This is a genomic window from Pantoea sp. X-Soil-TKNS-1280 (assembly GCF_059730475.1).
Window position 1 is genome coordinate 1,159,445 of record NZ_AP035962.1, and the last position, 14,565, is coordinate 1,174,009.

Genomic DNA, 14,565 nt, shown 5'->3' on the forward strand with positions numbered 1-14,565 from the left:
ATATTATTGTTTTAACGTGCTTTGTTTTCCATTTTGTATTTTTGCATAACTTTACCTGTTAAAAATCACGCGCCTGCGTTAATCATGCTTTACTAGCGGGGCCAGTGCTTTCGCCATCACATCGGCGATAAAGGGCTGTGCATCCGGGTTTGGATGTATGCCATCCTGTTGCATCCACTCCGGTTTCAGGTAGACCTGCTCCATAAAGAAAGGCACCAGAGGAATGTCGTACTGCTGTGCCAGCTGCGGATAAATCGCGCTAAACGCCTCCGTATAACGACGTCCATAATTTGCCGGTAAACGAATCTGCATCAGCAGCGGTTGAGCATTTGCTGCTTTTACCTCGTTGATGATTTTGCTCAGATCCTGCGCGATATTTTGTGGTGGGAAGCCGCGCAGACCATCGTTACCGCCCAATTCGATTAACACCCAGCGCGGTTGATGCTGTTTTAATAACGCCGGTAAACGCGCCAGTCCCTGTCCGGCGGTATCGCCGCTGATACTGGCGTTGATAATTCTGGGCTGCTGCTGCCATTGTTTATCCAGCAGGCTCGGCCAGGCGACGGTGGCGGACATCCGGTAACCGGCGCTGAGGCTATCGCCCAGCACCAGCAGGGTATCAGCCGCGGCAAGACGTGACACCAGCAGAAGCAATAACAACAGGAAGGGATAATGCCAGCGGAAAACATTGTTGAAGTTCATCATCTTACTAAGTCCGTCGGTCAGGGAGAGCATCAGCTGACCATCCTTACCGGAGTTGAGCTGGTTGTCAAACCAGCCGAGACCATTGCGTTGATTGGAGAGTCCGGCTCGGGAAAATCGACGCTGCTGGGCATCCTCGCCGGGCTGGATGATGGCAGCAGCGGCGAAGTCCATCTGCTCGGCGAACCCCTGCATACCATGGATGAAGAGCAGCGGGCTGCGCTGCGCGCCCGTGAGGTCGGTTTTGTTTTTCAATCCTTTATGCTGGTGCCAACGTTAAATGCGCTGGAGAACGTGCAACTGCCTGCGCTGTTGCGTGGCGTGAGCGATCGGGAAAGTCGCGCTCAGGCGGTGGATTTGCTGACCCAGCTTGGGCTGAAAGCGCGTTTGCATCATCTTCCCGCACAACTTTCCGGCGGAGAACAACAGCGGGTGGCGCTGGCGCGTGCCTTTAACGGACGGCCAGGTTTACTGTTTGCTGATGAACCGACCGGCAATCTCGATCGCCAGACCGGTGACCGCATTGCTGATCTGTTGTTTTCCCTGAACCGGGATTTCGCCACGACACTGATCCTGGTGACGCACGATGAACAGCTGGCGGCACGTTGCGATCGTCGCCTGCGGCTGCGTGACGGAAAATTGTGGGAGGAGTCATGATCTGGCGCTGGTTCTGGCGCGAGTGGCGATCGCCCTCGCTGTTGATCGTCTGGCTGGCGCTGACGCTGGCGGTGGCCTGTGTGCTGGCGCTGGGTTCGATCAGCGACCGCATGGAGAAAGGGCTAAGCCAGCAAAGCCGTGATTTTATGGCGGGCGATCGCACGTTGCGCAGCAGTTCCCCGGTACCGGAAGCCTGGCTGGCAAAGGCGCGCGAGGAGGGCTTGTCAGTCAGCCGCCAGCTCAGTTTTATGACCATGACCTTTGCGCAGCAAACGCCGCAGCTGGCGGATGTGAAGGCGGTTGATGATGCGTACCCGATGTTCGGTACCTTGCAAACGGATCCCCCTGGCCTGCGCCCTGTTGCCGGAACGGTGCTGGCAGCCCCGCGCTTGCTGGCGTTACTCAACCTGAAAACCGGCGACCAGATTGATGTGGGTGACACCACGCTGCGTATTGCCGGGGAGGTGATTCAGGAGCCGGATGCCGGTTTCAATCCCTTCCAGACCGCCCCTCGCCTGTTAATGAACCTGGCCGATGTGGAGAAAACCGGTGCTATTCAGCCGGGTAGCCGTCTGAGCTGGCGTTACAAATTCTCCGGCGATCCGGCCCCATTGGCACGCTATGACAGCTGGATTCAGCCGCAGCTGAAGCCCGATCAGCGCTGGATCAGCGTCGAAAACTCAGAAGATGCATTAGGACGATCGATGCAGCGGGCGCAGCAATTTTTGCTGCTTTCGGCGTTACTGACGTTGCTGCTGGCGATCGCCGCCGTCGCGGTGGCGATGAGCCACTATTGTCGCAGCCGCTATGATTTGGTGGCGGTGCTGAAAACCCTCGGTGCGACGCGGCGGGTACTGCAACGCTTAATCATCGGCCAGTGGCTGGCAGTGCTGCTGCTGGCAGCGCTGGCGGGGAGCGTGCTGGGGCAGGGAATTGAGGTCATCCTGCTGGTGATGCTGAAACCGGTCCTGCCTGGCGCGCTGCCGGCCGCCAGTTTCTGGCCCTGGCTGTGGGCGCTGGGGGCGATGTTTGTGATTTCGCTGCTGGTGGGCCTGCGACCTTATCGTTTATTAATGGCAACCCAGCCGCTACGCGTATTGCGGCGGGATGCCGTGGCGAATGTCTGGCCGCTGCGTTTCTATCTGCCGGTGATGGCACTGGTGGTGATTGGTCTGCTGGCGCTGCTGATGGGCGGCAGCAAAATGTTGTGGGCACTGCTGGTGGGCGTAGTGATGCTGGCAATATTGCTGGCGGTACTTGGCTGGGGCGCGCTGCTGCTGTTGCGGCGTCTGGTGGTGCGCAATCTGGCGATGCGATTGGCGATTAATCGTCTGCTGCGCCAGCCTGCCATGACCCTCAGCCAACTGGCGGCTTTTTCGCTCTCCTTTATGCTACTGGCACTATTGCTGGTGATGCGCGGTGACCTGCTGGATCGCTGGCAACAGCAATTGCCACCGGATAGCCCCAACTATTTTCTGCTGAATATGACGCAGGAACAGGTGCCGCAGGTACGTGATTTCCTCAATTCGCATCACATCAAAGCAGAAACCTTCTATCCGATTATTCGCGCGCGTCTGACGCAGCTGAACGGTAGAGATGCCGATCCGAATATGGATAACGCGCTGAATCGCGAGCTGAATCTGACGTGGCAGGCTGAACGACCGGATCATAACCCGCTGGTGGCGGGAACATGGCCGCCGCGTGCCGGGGAGGTTTCAGTAGAAACTGAGCTGGCGGATCGGCTGGGAGTGAAACTGGGCGATACCTTAACCTTCAGCGGCGATACCCAGCAGTTCAGCGCCAAAATTACCAGCCTGCGTAAAGTTGACTGGGAAAGCATGCGGCCAAACTTCTTCTTCATTTTCCCGCCGGGTGCGCTGGATGATCAGCCGCAGACGTGGCTGACCAGCTTCCGTATGGAGAGCAATCCGGCATTGCTGGCGCAACTGAATCGTAGCTTCCCGACCCTGAGCCTGTTGGATATTGGCAGCATGCTGCGCCAGATTGGTCAGGTGCTGGCGCAGGTCAGCCAGGCACTGGAAATTATGGTGGTGCTGGTGACGATTTGCGGCGTGTTGCTGTTGCTGGCGCAGATTCAGGTCGGTATGCGTCAGCGGCGTCAGGAACTGGTGGTGTATCGCACGCTGGGGGCGAGCAAGCGGCTGCTGCGTGGGACGTTATGGTGCGAGTTCGCGCTGCTTGGCGTGGTGTCGGGTGTGGCAGCGGCGCTGGGAGCGGAAGCGGCCCTGTGGGGATTACAGCGTAAAATCTTTGATTTTCCGTGGGAACCAGACTGGAGCCTGTGGCTGGCGTTACCGATCTGCGGAGCAGTTTTGTTGTCGTTGTGCGGCGGCTGGTTGGGTGTGCGCTTGCTGAAGGGGAAAGCGTTGTTCAGAAGGTTTGAGGCGGCGTGATAAATCGCGCCGCGTAACAGAACGGTCGCCATCAATGGCGACCGTTTTCGTTACAGTTTCTCCACTGCCCAGGCGATACCACTGGCGTACTCAGGCGGCAGCAAAGGCACCAGCGCGTTCAGCGCCGCAGCCAGGCGGGCCTGGTCGCTGTCCGTGAGATTCAGGTGACCCACTTTACGTCCCGGACGCACTTCTTTTTCGTACCAATGCAGATGCACCAGCGGCTGATGCAGCCACGCCAGATTCACATCAGTACCGATCAGGTTGACCATCACGGAAGGCGCATACACCACCGGCTGTGGCAGCGGTAAGCCCAGTACGGCACGTAAATGCAGCTCGAACTGGCTGATGGAGGCGCCATTCTGTGTCCAGTGCCCGCTGTTGTGCACGCGCGGAGCCAGCTCGTTGATCAGCAGGCCTTGTGGTGTGATGAAACATTCCATCGCCATCACGCCCACGTAGTTCAGCTCATGCATGATGGCGCTGAGCATGGCTTCGGCCTGTTGTTGCTGCGCGGCATCCGCCTGCGGGAAGGCCACGCTGGTACGCAGAATGCCGTCCTGATGCAGGTTATGAGTCAGCGGGTAGAAAACGGTGCTGCCGTCCTGACCGCGCGCGCCCACCAGTGAAACTTCGCCGCTGAAGTTGATGCCCTGCTCAACGATGCATTCACCGTAGCATTCATCCGGCAGGCTGTCGGCTTCATTGGCGCGCAGACGCCACTGACCACGCCCGTCATAACCACCGGTACGGCGTTTGACAATGGCAAGTTCGCCCAGTGAACTGAACACCTGTGGCCACTCGCTTTTATCCGCCAGCAACTGCCACGGCGCGGTGGCAAGGTTGAGCTGATCGAGCAGTTGTTTTTGCGTCAGGCGATCGGCCAGACGCGGGAAAATATCGCGATTCACAAACGCCGGATGGCTTGCCAGTTCACGCGTCAGCGCAGTTTCCGGCCAGCGTTCAATTTCGGCGGTGATAACGCTTTGTGCAATCGGCAGGGCAGAGGGTTCCGCATCCAGCCCTACCGGGTAGACAGCGATACCCAGCGGTTCACCGGCCTGACGCAGCATCCGGCCTAACTGACCATTTCCCAGTACGCAAACCGGCTTCATGCATCCCCCCGCGGGTCCGGGTTGTTCAGCACTTCATCAGTCTGGGTCTGACGCCAGGTTGCCAGGCGAGTTGCCAGCGCGCTGTCGTGAATCGCCAGAATCTGTGCGGCCAGCAGTGCGGCGTTCGCGGCACCGGCTTTACCGATTGCCAGCGTGCCTACCGGAATACCACGCGGCATTTGCACGATGGAGTAAAGGCTATCGACCCCGCTCAGCGCGGCGCTTTGTACCGGTACACCCAGCACCGGTACCAGCGTTTTGGCTGCCAGCATGCCCGGCAGATGTGCGGCACCGCCAGCACCGGCGATAATCACCTGAAAACCATTCTGGGCGGCGTTTTCGGCAAAGCTGAACAGTTTGTCCGGCGTACGGTGAGCAGAGACCACTTCAACGTGGAAGGGGACATCCAGGCTGTTAAGAATTTCCTCGGCGAACTGCATGGTAGCCCAGTCACTTTTGGAACCCATGACGATGGCGATACGAGCCGGGGCGGCGTTGGATGACATGCGGTCAACTCCTGTGAATATACAAACGAACCTGGCCGGGCGGGCAGGTGAAGAAGGGCACAGAGAATAGCATGAGATGGCAGCAAGGAAAACGGTTGCGTGGCCGGAAAACGGGCAAGATTGCCCGTTTGTCAGAACGGAAATTCGATAAGCCTGACGCCATCGGCATCGACCTGAACCATCGATCCCTGCTGATGCCAGGCACCGAGCACCACGCGTTGCGCGTTTTCACCCTGCAAAACAAACTCATGGAGTGCCGGGCGATGGGTATGGCCGTGAATCAATAGCCGCACCTGCTGGCGCGTCATGGCCTCGATAACCGCCTGTTGATTGACATCCATGATGCTCAGCGACTTATGCTGATTGGCCTGTTTGCTGTTGGCACGCATTCTGGCGGCAATCCGCATCCGCAAACGTAATGGTAAAGCGAGAAACAGTTTTTGCAGCCAGCGCTGATGCACTTTGGCGCGAAAACGCTGATAGCCTTCATCGTCGGTGCAAAGGGTATCACCGTGCATAATCAGCAGCCGCTGACCATACAGAGTTAACACCTGTTCTTCCGGTAGCAACGTCATGCCGCAGGCAGCAGCAAAACGCTGGCCGAGCAGGAAATCGCGATTGCCGTGAATAAAATACTTCGGCACCGGCAACGCCTTGAGCGCAGCGGCGATTTGCTGATGCAACGGATTGGGATCGTCATCGCCGATCCAGGCTTCAAACAGGTCACCGAGGATATAAAGCGCATCGCACTGATGCGCTTCACGCTGCAAAAAATGCAGAAAACCGGCAGTAATTGCCGGTTCGTCCTGACACAGATGAAGATCTGCGATAAACAGCGTGCGCGACATTACTCGCTAACGGTCACTTTCTGGATGATCACGTCATCTTTCGGCACATCCTGGTGCATGCCGCTGCGGCCGGTAGCGACCGCTTTGATTTTTTCGACTACGTCCATACCTTCAACCACTTCAGCAAACACGCAGTAACCCCAGCCCTGCAGGCTTTCGTCACGGAAGTTCAGGAAGTCGTTGTCGGCAACGTTGATGAAGAACTGCGCAGTGGCAGAGTGCGGGGCCTGAGTACGTGCCATCGCCAGGGTGCCACGGGTGTTTTTCAGACCGTTATTGGCTTCGTTACGGATTTCTTCTTTAGTGGCTTTCTGTTTCATGCCAGGCTCAAAACCGCCGCCCTGAATCATAAAGCCATTGATGACACGGTGGAAAATGGTGTTGTCGTAGAAACCATCACGGCAGTAATCCAGGAAGTTCTTTACGGTTGCCGGCGCTTTATCATCGAAAGTTTTAATTACGATATCGCCATGGTTCGTCTGGAAAGTGACCATCATTCTCGTCCTGTAAAGGTTGTCGTCGGTGCCAATAGCCGCGCATGCAAAGCAGCGGGCCTTTTTGTAGACGCTCCTTATATCACAAATTGTGATGACGCGTCAGCAAGGTGGCGGCTGTTGCTATGCTGGCGTCGCGCTGGCGTAAAAAATACGGCACAATACGCAGCTAGCCTGAATAGGCCTTCTTCGCACACGTTTATACGGAACCTTTCAATGTTAAAGATTTATAACACCCTGAGTCGACAGAAAGAGGAATTCAAACCCATCCATGCTGGCGAAATCGGCATGTACGTGTGCGGCATCACGGTGTACGACCTCTGTCATATCGGCCACGGGCGTACCTTCGTTGCGTTTGATGTGGTGGCGCGCTACCTGCGCTATGTCGGTTATACGCTGAAGTATGTGCGTAACATCACCGATATTGACGACAAAATTATCAAACGTGCCAACGAAAACGGCGAAAGCATCGAAACCCTGACCAATCGTATGATCGGTGAAATGCATAAAGATTTCGCCGCGCTGGGTATCCTGCCGCCGAATCTGGAGCCACGCGCCACGCGTCATATCGACGAAATTATCGAGCTGGTTGGCCTGCTGATTGAGCGTGGTCACGCTTATGTGGCAGATAACGGCGACGTGATGTTTGATGTCCTCAGCGACAAAGATTACGGTGCGCTGTCACGCCAGGATCTGGAGCAATTGCAGGCCGGTGCGCGCGTGGAAGTGGCTGAAGTGAAACGCAATCCGATGGATTTCGTGCTGTGGAAGATGTCCAAAGCGGACGAACCGGCATGGAGTTCACCGTGGGGCAATGGTCGTCCGGGCTGGCATATTGAATGTTCGGCGATGAACTGCAAACAACTCGGCACCCATTTCGATATTCACGGCGGCGGTTCCGATCTGATGTTCCCGCATCATGAAAACGAAGTGGCGCAGTCCACCTGTGCGCATGATGGCCCGTACGTTAACTACTGGATGCACTCCGGTATGGTGATGGTTGACCGCGAGAAGATGTCAAAATCCCTCGGCAACTTCTTTACCGTGCGCGATGTGCTGCAGCACTACGATGCGGAAACCGTGCGTTACTTCCTGATGTCGGGCCACTATCGCAGCCAGCTGAACTATGGCGAAGATAACCTCAATCAGGCGCGTGCGGCGCTGGAGCGCCTCTACACCGCGTTGCGTCACACTGATGCTGCTGCGGTGGCGGCGGGTGGTGAAGAGTTTGAAACACGCTTCCGTACAGCAATGGATGATGACTTCAACACGCCGGAAGCTTACTCGGTACTGTTCGATATGGCGCGTGAAGTGAACCGTCTGAAAACAGAAGATAAAGCGGCTGCCGATGCGCTGGCGGCGAAACTGCGTCAGCTGGCGGATGTGCTGGGCATTCTGCAACAGGACCCGGAGCAGTTCCTGCAAAGCGGTGCGCAGGCGAACGATGATGAAGTGGCGGAGATTGAAGCGCTGATTCAGATGCGTAACGATGCGCGTAAAGCGAAAGACTGGGCGCAGGCCGATGTGGCGCGCGATAAGTTGAATGCGTTGGGGATCGTGCTGGAAGATGGTCCGCAGGGCACGACATGGCGTCGTAAATAAGAACAAGGGCGAACTTCGGTTCGCCCTTGTTGTTTATGCCACAACGGTAATGCGTTGACCGGCAAATTCCACCGTTTGACCGGCGAAAATCTTACAACGTTTACGGGTTTCCACTGCGCCATCGACGAGCACTTCACCTTCGCCGATGACCGCTTTAGCCTGAGCGCCGCTCTCCACCCAACCTTCGAGTTTTAGTAGATCGCACAGATCAACATGCGGGTGTTTACCCAGAGAAAAACTTGCCATTATGCGTTCTCCTCATCGTGATATTCTTCGCACGCCTGCAGCGTGTTTTGGATCAGGGTGGCAACCGTCATCGGGCCAACACCGCCCGGCACCGGCGTGATATAAGAAGCGCGTTCGGAAGCCGCGGCGTAATCCACATCACCTACGACTTTACCGCTTTCCAGACGGTTAATACCCACATCGATCACGATCGCGCCCGGTTTAATCCAGTCACCTGGGATAAAGTTTGGTTTACCCACCGCGACGATCAACAGGTCAGCATGCTCAATATGGTGACGCAGATCTTTAGTGAAGCGATGGGTGACGGTGGTGGTGCAACCCGCCAGCAGCAGCTCCATGCTCATCGGACGCCCAACAATATTCGATGCACCAACCACCACGGCATTCAGGCCGTAGGTATCGATGTTATAGCGCTCCAGCAGCGTCACGATACCGCGCGGGGTGCAGGGGCGCAGTTTCGGTGCGCGCTGACACAGGCGACCGACGTTATACGGATGGAAGCCATCGACGTCTTTGTCCGGCACAATGCGTTCCAGCACTTTGACGTTATCGATGCCTGCCGGCAGCGGCAACTGCACCAGAATGCCATCGATCTCGTGATCGTTGTTCAGGGCATCGATTAAATCCAGCAGCTCGGCTTCGCTGGTGGTGGCAGGCAAATCGTATGAACGGGATATGAAGCCCACCTCTTCACAGGCGCGGCGTTTGCTGGCGACATAGATCTGTGAAGCAGGGTTTTCACCCACCAGAACGACTGCCAGTCCCGGGGCGCGTTTTCCGGCTGCCAGACGCTGCTGTACTTTTTCCGCAACCTCAAGGCGCACCTGCTGCGCAATCGTTTTACCGTCAATAATTTTTGCTGCCATCAGAGAGGAAATCCACTGTGTTATGTTGAAACGGGGAAAGGCGCCTATTCTGTCAGAAGCGCGCCGCGCTGTCAGGCACAGAATGATCCTGAGGTCTGCTTTTGTCACTTCAGATCGTCTGCGTTAACCCGTATCATGCCTGGCGATTAATTTAGTGGAATGCATATGATCTGGCTAATTCTTGCGACTTTAGTGGTGGTGTTTGTAGTGGGTTTCCGCCTGCTGACTGCCGGTTCTCGCCATGCGGCGCAGGCGCTGAGCAAGCGACTGCAATTGCCCCCGGTGCATGTGGAATCGATGTTGTCGCTAATGGGCAAAGAGGCGGCGAAAGAGTTTACCGACTACATCACCGGCGACCATGAAAGCCATTTGCAAAATGCCGCGGCGGTGCTGCTGATCTGGCAGGTGTTTATCGTCGATAGCGGGGATGCGAATATGCAGCGCTGGCATCAGATTCTGACGCGCGCGCATTTTTCTCCGGTCATCACACAGCAGCAACTGTTGCTGGCGATGGGTTTTCTGCGCGAGCTGGAACCAGACAGGCAGGAGATGAACGCGCTGCGTGAACGTTTCAACGGCAGTTTTGCCCAGGGAATCGAGCTGGAAGGCGAGGCGAAAGAAGAGACGAATCTGATCTCACTGAGTGAATATCGCAATCGTCACTGAGGGCCGATTGGCTGGCGGGTGCAAAAACGTGCAACCCATAATTTGGCGCAAGCGTACTTACACCGCAAAAAAATGTCCCCGTCTGTCACCCGGCGGGGGCATTTTTATTGCTGACACAGATGATTATTTGCGGTTTTTACGCATGAAATCATCCATGAAATTGGTCAGTTTTTCAGCCGCAGGCAGGGACAGTGCATTATAGATAGAGGCACGGATACCTCCGATGGCGCGATGGCCTGCCAGACCTGAGAAGCCTGCTTCATGGCTTTCAGCCAGGAATTTTTTCACCAGCATTTCATCAGGAAGTTTAAACGCCACATTCATTTGTGAGCGGTCTTCGACGCTGCTCCAGCCATTGTAGAAACCATCGCTGTTATCCAGCATGGCGTACAGCAACTCAGCTTTATGGCGGTTGGTTTGCGCCATATTTTCCAGACCACCAACATCATTAAGTAACCAGCGGGTAACCAGCAGTACAACGTAAATTGCAAACACCGGCGGTGTGTTGAGATTGGAATGGGATTCCACCTGACGGCGATAGTTCAGGAAAGAGGGCAACTCCTCAGAAGAGGCTTTTACCACGGTGTCATGTACCAGCACGATGGTGACGCCTGCCGGGCCGATGTTTTTCTGAGCATGGGCGTAAATCACCGAGAATTTATTGGCATCGCAAGGTTTTGACAGGAAATCAGAAGACATATCGCACACACGCGGAACATCATCGCGGCCCAGGATACGCTGGAATTGCAGTCCTTCAACCGTTTCGTTCGACACGTAATGCAGATAAGGCGCATCCGGTGAAAAATCGAGTTCATCATCAGCAGGCAGGCGGTTAAATCCGCAAGATTCCCCGCTCCAGAGCACTTTAACCGGGCCTTCGCGGCGAGCTTCAGTGACAACTTTACTGCTCCAGTAACCGGTATCAAGATATTCAGCGGCGTGTTTCTGACCGCGAAGCAGTGTCATCGGTACCATAGAGAACTGCTGCGTGGCACCGCCTTGCAGGAACAGAATGTGGAAATCTTTCGACAGTCCCAGCAGGGTGCGAATGTTGTTTTCAGTTTCTTCAACAACGGCAGCAAACCAGTCAGAACGATGGCTGATACCGAGGATGGACAGACCAACTTCTGGCACTTCTTTAATTGCAGCTTCAACCTGTGCGAGAACCGTTTCCGGCAATGCCCCAGGGCCACCGGAGAAATTCAGGGCGTTACGTGAAATCATGTTTATTTTTGTCCTTTTAACGCATCATCAGATGTGTCGGTGTGCGCAAAGGCACGGGATAACAGCAAATCGCGGCATGCTGTTTTAACTTTGTTCATGTGGATTTGTTTATGCGGGAACATCTCTTCCAGATCCATTGCATGGACGACCATTGCCGGGTCAATTTCAAACACCAGCAGTGTGCCTTCCGGTGTTTCACTGCAATCAATTCCCAGATAATCGAGCTGCGTGGTGTCGTAAATAGCTTTCAGCGCCTGCTGGTGACGGTCTGCAAAATCCTGGAAGTGATCCAGAAAAGCTGCTTCTTCTTCACGTTTTTTCGGATCTTCGTACATGAACGCGTTGACGTAATGCACCATCCAGTGTGATGAAATTGCCATGTGGCAGGCATAAGGCACACCGTCGATCAGCGAAATGCGGTACTTGCGGAACTGACCATCTTCATTGCTGTAATCAATAAAACGAGACAGGAAATAGTCTTCAACCTTAACGCGTGTCAAATATCCGGCCAGTTCGTCCTGGCTGGTGATTTTCTCCAGACCATGACCGCCATGCGACCCTGCCGGGCGCAGGATAACCGGGAAGTCACTGTCGGGCAGGGCATCGCGCAGTGTCATTTGTCCGGCGGCGACTGCGGCCAGTGTCGAAAATGTCACCGGATGTGCCTGCGCGATGGTTAAACCCGGTTTGTTCTGCAACACCCTGCTGGCTGTATGGCGCTCAGAACTCGGAATATGTTGTGGTGCATTGATCACCGGTACCGGCCACTGATTCGCGATGCTTTCAAGCTGTTGCAGCAGGAACAGATTTTCGGAGGTGGCACTGATGCCAATCATCAGTAGATCGTGTTCAGGGAGCGGGGATTCAAACGGGGCTTCTGGCGTAATGTAGTAATAAATCAGCTCGATATCGCTGTTTTCCAGCAGGCAATCGAGGGGCACATTAGCGGAAAGCGTGCCGGGAACCATCAGCATCAGTAAACGCAGCCTGGCGGGTTGTTGTGCAGCCCTGAGGGTGTAAACCTGTTGCATCGCCAGGGCTTGATTCTGAATCGTCAGCCCCAGGTCAGTGCATTGCAGGCACTGCATGACGGTGGAAAGATTCATCCACAATACCGCGTCATCAGGATGTTGCTCAGCGCGCTTGACCAGTTCCTGTGCGATCGGAGTACATTCATCGCCCGCAATACTCATGCGTAAAAACGGTGCCAGCCCAAGGAAATGTGTCGCGTCAAAAGCCCTGGGCGTTGAGTTCTGGTCCGGAGAGATGGGGGATAGTGTTTGCAAAGAAGTCGTCTCTTTTGGCCGTATGGTGCATCGAATACTGCATCGGTTTCTGTCCGTAGGATATCGAACCAGAGGGGGCACCAATCGCCAGAAAATCGCTAAATTATTCGTTGACTAATACTGATTAAGGGCTTTTTATCTGGCTTAAACAGGGTGGGTGTATCTAAACGTAAAAATTAATGTTGGTATGCTTCTGGCTGATAACAAAGAAAAAGGCAGCCACCCGTTTCCAGACATGGCTGCCTTTTCTGCCAGTCATCATCACATTCGGCATTGTTATCGTGATGCGGCACAGACGCTCAGCAAATGGCTGCAACTGCTTTCAATCCATATGGAATCGAACTGTAAGGTGAGACGAAAGAAGAGACGAATCTGATCTCACTGAGCGAATATCGCAATCGTCATTGAGGGGGGATTGGTTATATGATCATCACTCTGCACTTAGCGGGTGCAAAAACGTTGACGCGACAACGTGCCAACGTATAATTCGACGCAACCGCATATGCGCCCTTAGCTCAGCTGGATAGAGCACCGGCCTTCTAAGCCGTAGGTCACAGGTTCGAATCCTGTAGGGCGTGCCATTTTTTCCTCTTCCACCGTCTACTGAAGTCCACAAAATCCCAGCCAGCAAGCGCCTTCCCGCGAATGCCGTTATCTCAACGTCTAATAGCATCTATTGAAATCAACAATAATGTGGGGGTACATTTGGGGGTATAGTGCTGTTCAATGAAATGAGATACCCCCAAATTGAAACTAAATGCCCGTACAGTGGACACTTCAAAGGCCAAAGACAAAGCCTACAAACTTTCTGACGGCGGCGGTTTGTACCTTCTGGTTAATACCAATGGATCACGATACTGGCGTTTAAAGTACCGTGTAGCTGGAAAAGAAAAGCTGCTGGCGTTGGGGGTATATCCGGATGTCTCTCTGGCTGATGCAAGGGCAAAACGTAGCGAGGCCAAACGCACTTTAGCTGCCGGTGGTGACCCGGGAGAGGTCAAACAATCAGAGAAGCAGGCAAAGATTCTTGCCGTCAGCAACAGTTTTGAGGCGCTGGCGGTTGAATGGCATGAGCATAAACGCCCTAACTGGTCACAGGGCTATGCAAATGACATTCTCGAATACCTGCAAAAAGATGTATTCCCTTTTATCGGTAAACGCGCTATCGCAGAAATTAAAGCTGCTGAAATGCTACTGGTGCTCAGAAAGATGGAGCAGCGTGGCGTTCTGGATAAACTGAAGAAAACCCGGCAGGCTTGCCGCCAGATATTTACCTATGCTGTTATCACGGGCAGGGCAGAGCATAACCCTGTTGTTGATTTAGCTGGCGCTCTCAAAGCGCCAAAGCAAAAGCATTTCCCTCATTTGCTTGCTGACCAGATAGGCGAATTCCTTCGTGCCCTCAGTAACTATACAGGCAGCAGAGTGACACAGAACGCCACTCGTTTACTGATGCTCACTGGCACGCGCACGATTGAATTACGCGCAGCAGAGTGGGCTGAAATCGACACAGAAAAGGGTATCTGGCAGATTCCAGCAGAGCGAATGAAGATGCGCCGCCCCCATGTTGTTCCGCTTTCCAGACAGGCAAAAGCATTGCTGGAAGAAGTCCGCCAGCTTACAGGCCGCGGGCGCTTTGTCTTTCCAGGACGTAACGATGCCGGTAAGACAATGAGCGAGGCCAGCATTAATCAGGTAATCAAACGCATTGGCTACGATGGTAAAGCTACCGGTCATGGCTTCCGCCACACAATGAGCACCATCCTTCACGAACAGGGATATAACACTGCCTGGATTGAAACACAGCTGGCACACGTTGATAAAAACAGTATCCGGGGCACCTACAACCACGCCCAATATCTGGATGGTCGCAGAGAAATGCTCCAGTGGTATGCCGACTACCTAGATTCACTAGAGTTGTCGATAACTGGATGAATAG

At 54.6% G+C, this 14,565-nt stretch carries 14 protein-coding genes and 1 tRNA gene; 6 read left to right on the plus strand and 9 right to left on the minus strand.

Features of this window, described 5'->3' with window-relative positions; genetic code table 11:
* Positions 1-78 precede the first annotated feature (78 nt).
* Entirely contained in the window at positions 79-705 is a 627-nt protein-coding gene (gene tesA / locus AC6I8X_RS05315) for a multifunctional acyl-CoA thioesterase I/protease I/lysophospholipase L1 (protein WP_313682738.1), read from the minus strand.
* On the opposite strand from tesA, the gene ybbA reads away from it, so the two are divergent.
* Both ybbA and ybbP read left to right on the plus strand, forming a co-directional pair.
* Positions 673-1,359: a putative ABC transporter ATP-binding protein YbbA gene (gene ybbA, locus AC6I8X_RS05320; RefSeq protein ID WP_299456785.1), complete on the plus strand. Its 687-nt coding sequence runs from the start codon at positions 673-675 to the stop codon at positions 1,357-1,359. The genes tesA and ybbA overlap by 33 nt on opposite strands.
* Positions 1,356-3,773, plus strand: coding sequence for a putative ABC transporter permease subunit YbbP (gene ybbP / locus AC6I8X_RS05325; RefSeq protein WP_497840674.1), 2,418 nt, complete (start codon positions 1,356-1,358; stop codon positions 3,771-3,773). Before ybbA ends, ybbP begins: the two co-directional genes overlap by 4 nt.
* A gap of 50 nt (positions 3,774-3,823) precedes the next feature.
* Here the strand turns inward: ybbP and purK are convergent, their stop codons facing one another.
* The 4 genes from purK to ppiB all read right to left on the minus strand — a co-directional run bounded on the left by purK (position 3,824) and on the right by ppiB (position 6,736).
* Entirely contained in the window at positions 3,824-4,888 is a 1,065-nt protein-coding gene (gene purK, locus AC6I8X_RS05330) for a 5-(carboxyamino)imidazole ribonucleotide synthase (RefSeq protein ID WP_313682742.1), read from the minus strand.
* Entirely contained in the window at positions 4,885-5,394 is a 510-nt protein-coding gene (gene purE / locus AC6I8X_RS05335; protein WP_310616360.1) for a 5-(carboxyamino)imidazole ribonucleotide mutase, read from the minus strand. The genes purK and purE overlap by 4 nt, the downstream gene beginning before the upstream one ends.
* Before the next feature lie 131 nt (positions 5,395-5,525).
* Entirely contained in the window at positions 5,526-6,242 is a 717-nt protein-coding gene (locus AC6I8X_RS05340; RefSeq protein WP_313682746.1) for a UDP-2,3-diacylglucosamine diphosphatase, read from the minus strand.
* Complete coding sequence (gene ppiB / locus AC6I8X_RS05345) at positions 6,242-6,736, minus strand: peptidylprolyl isomerase B (RefSeq protein ID WP_084873276.1); 495 nt, start codon at positions 6,734-6,736, stop codon at positions 6,242-6,244. The genes AC6I8X_RS05340 and ppiB overlap by 1 nt, the downstream gene beginning before the upstream one ends.
* 216 nt (positions 6,737-6,952) lie before the next feature.
* Here ppiB and cysS point away from each other — a divergent pair, with 216 nt between their 5' ends.
* Positions 6,953-8,338, plus strand: a complete 1,386-nt coding sequence (cysS, locus tag AC6I8X_RS05350) for a cysteine--tRNA ligase (RefSeq protein WP_299456775.1) — start codon at positions 6,953-6,955, stop codon at positions 8,336-8,338.
* 33 nt (positions 8,339-8,371) lie between these two features.
* On the opposite strand, the gene ybcJ is transcribed toward cysS, so the two are convergent.
* Both ybcJ and folD read right to left on the minus strand, forming a co-directional pair.
* A complete protein-coding gene (gene ybcJ, locus AC6I8X_RS05355; RefSeq protein ID WP_084873280.1) occupies positions 8,372-8,584 on the minus strand; it encodes a ribosome-associated protein YbcJ in 213 nt (70 codons plus the stop codon).
* Positions 8,584-9,450, minus strand: a complete 867-nt coding sequence (gene folD / locus AC6I8X_RS05360; protein WP_497840675.1) for a bifunctional methylenetetrahydrofolate dehydrogenase/methenyltetrahydrofolate cyclohydrolase FolD — start codon at positions 9,448-9,450, stop codon at positions 8,584-8,586. Before folD ends, ybcJ begins: the two co-directional genes overlap by 1 nt.
* A gap of 165 nt (positions 9,451-9,615) precedes the next feature.
* On the opposite strand from folD, the gene AC6I8X_RS05365 reads away from it, so the two are divergent.
* Positions 9,616-10,116, plus strand: a complete 501-nt coding sequence (locus AC6I8X_RS05365; protein WP_497840676.1) for a DUF1198 family protein — start codon at positions 9,616-9,618, stop codon at positions 10,114-10,116.
* Between the two features lie 123 nt (positions 10,117-10,239).
* Here AC6I8X_RS05365 and AC6I8X_RS05370 read toward each other — a convergent pair whose 3' ends face one another.
* On the minus strand, positions 10,240-11,340 hold the full coding sequence (locus AC6I8X_RS05370) for a phosphoserine transaminase (protein WP_299456769.1): 1,101 nt from the start codon (positions 11,338-11,340) through the stop codon (positions 10,240-10,242).
* A gap of 2 nt (positions 11,341-11,342) precedes the next feature.
* On the minus strand, positions 11,343-12,626 hold the full coding sequence (locus tag AC6I8X_RS05375) for an ATP-grasp domain-containing protein (RefSeq protein WP_497840677.1): 1,284 nt from the start codon (positions 12,624-12,626) through the stop codon (positions 11,343-11,345).
* A gap of 504 nt (positions 12,627-13,130) precedes the next feature.
* Here AC6I8X_RS05375 and AC6I8X_RS05380 point away from each other — a divergent pair.
* Together AC6I8X_RS05380 and AC6I8X_RS05385 are read left to right on the plus strand one after the other, a co-directional pair.
* Positions 13,131-13,207 (plus strand) — tRNA-Arg (locus AC6I8X_RS05380).
* Between the two features lie 166 nt (positions 13,208-13,373).
* Entirely contained in the window at positions 13,374-14,561 is a 1,188-nt protein-coding gene (locus tag AC6I8X_RS05385; RefSeq protein ID WP_497840678.1) for a tyrosine-type recombinase/integrase, read from the plus strand.
* Positions 14,562-14,565 lie beyond the last annotated feature (4 nt).

Coding starts and splice junctions, on each gene's coding strand:
- ybbA (WP_299456785.1), top strand. CDS start 673: ATGCCAGCGGAAAACATTGTTGAAGTTCATCATCTTACTAAGTCCGTC.
- tesA (WP_313682738.1), bottom strand. CDS start 705: ATGATGAACTTCAACAATGTTTTCCGCTGGCATTATCCCTTCCTGTTG.
- ybbP (WP_497840674.1), top strand. CDS start 1,356: ATGATCTGGCGCTGGTTCTGGCGCGAGTGGCGATCGCCCTCGCTGTTG.
- purK (WP_313682742.1), bottom strand. CDS start 4,888: ATGAAGCCGGTTTGCGTACTGGGAAATGGTCAGTTAGGCCGGATGCTG.
- purE (WP_310616360.1), bottom strand. CDS start 5,394: ATGTCATCCAACGCCGCCCCGGCTCGTATCGCCATCGTCATGGGTTCC.
- AC6I8X_RS05340 (WP_313682746.1), bottom strand. CDS start 6,242: ATGTCGCGCACGCTGTTTATCGCAGATCTTCATCTGTGTCAGGACGAA.
- ppiB (WP_084873276.1), bottom strand. CDS start 6,736: ATGGTCACTTTCCAGACGAACCATGGCGATATCGTAATTAAAACTTTC.
- cysS (WP_299456775.1), top strand. CDS start 6,953: ATGTTAAAGATTTATAACACCCTGAGTCGACAGAAAGAGGAATTCAAA.
- ybcJ (WP_084873280.1), bottom strand. CDS start 8,584: ATGGCAAGTTTTTCTCTGGGTAAACACCCGCATGTTGATCTGTGCGAT.
- folD (WP_497840675.1), bottom strand. CDS start 9,450: ATGGCAGCAAAAATTATTGACGGTAAAACGATTGCGCAGCAGGTGCGC.
- AC6I8X_RS05365 (WP_497840676.1), top strand. CDS start 9,616: ATGATCTGGCTAATTCTTGCGACTTTAGTGGTGGTGTTTGTAGTGGGT.
- AC6I8X_RS05370 (WP_299456769.1), bottom strand. CDS start 11,340: ATGATTTCACGTAACGCCCTGAATTTCTCCGGTGGCCCTGGGGCATTG.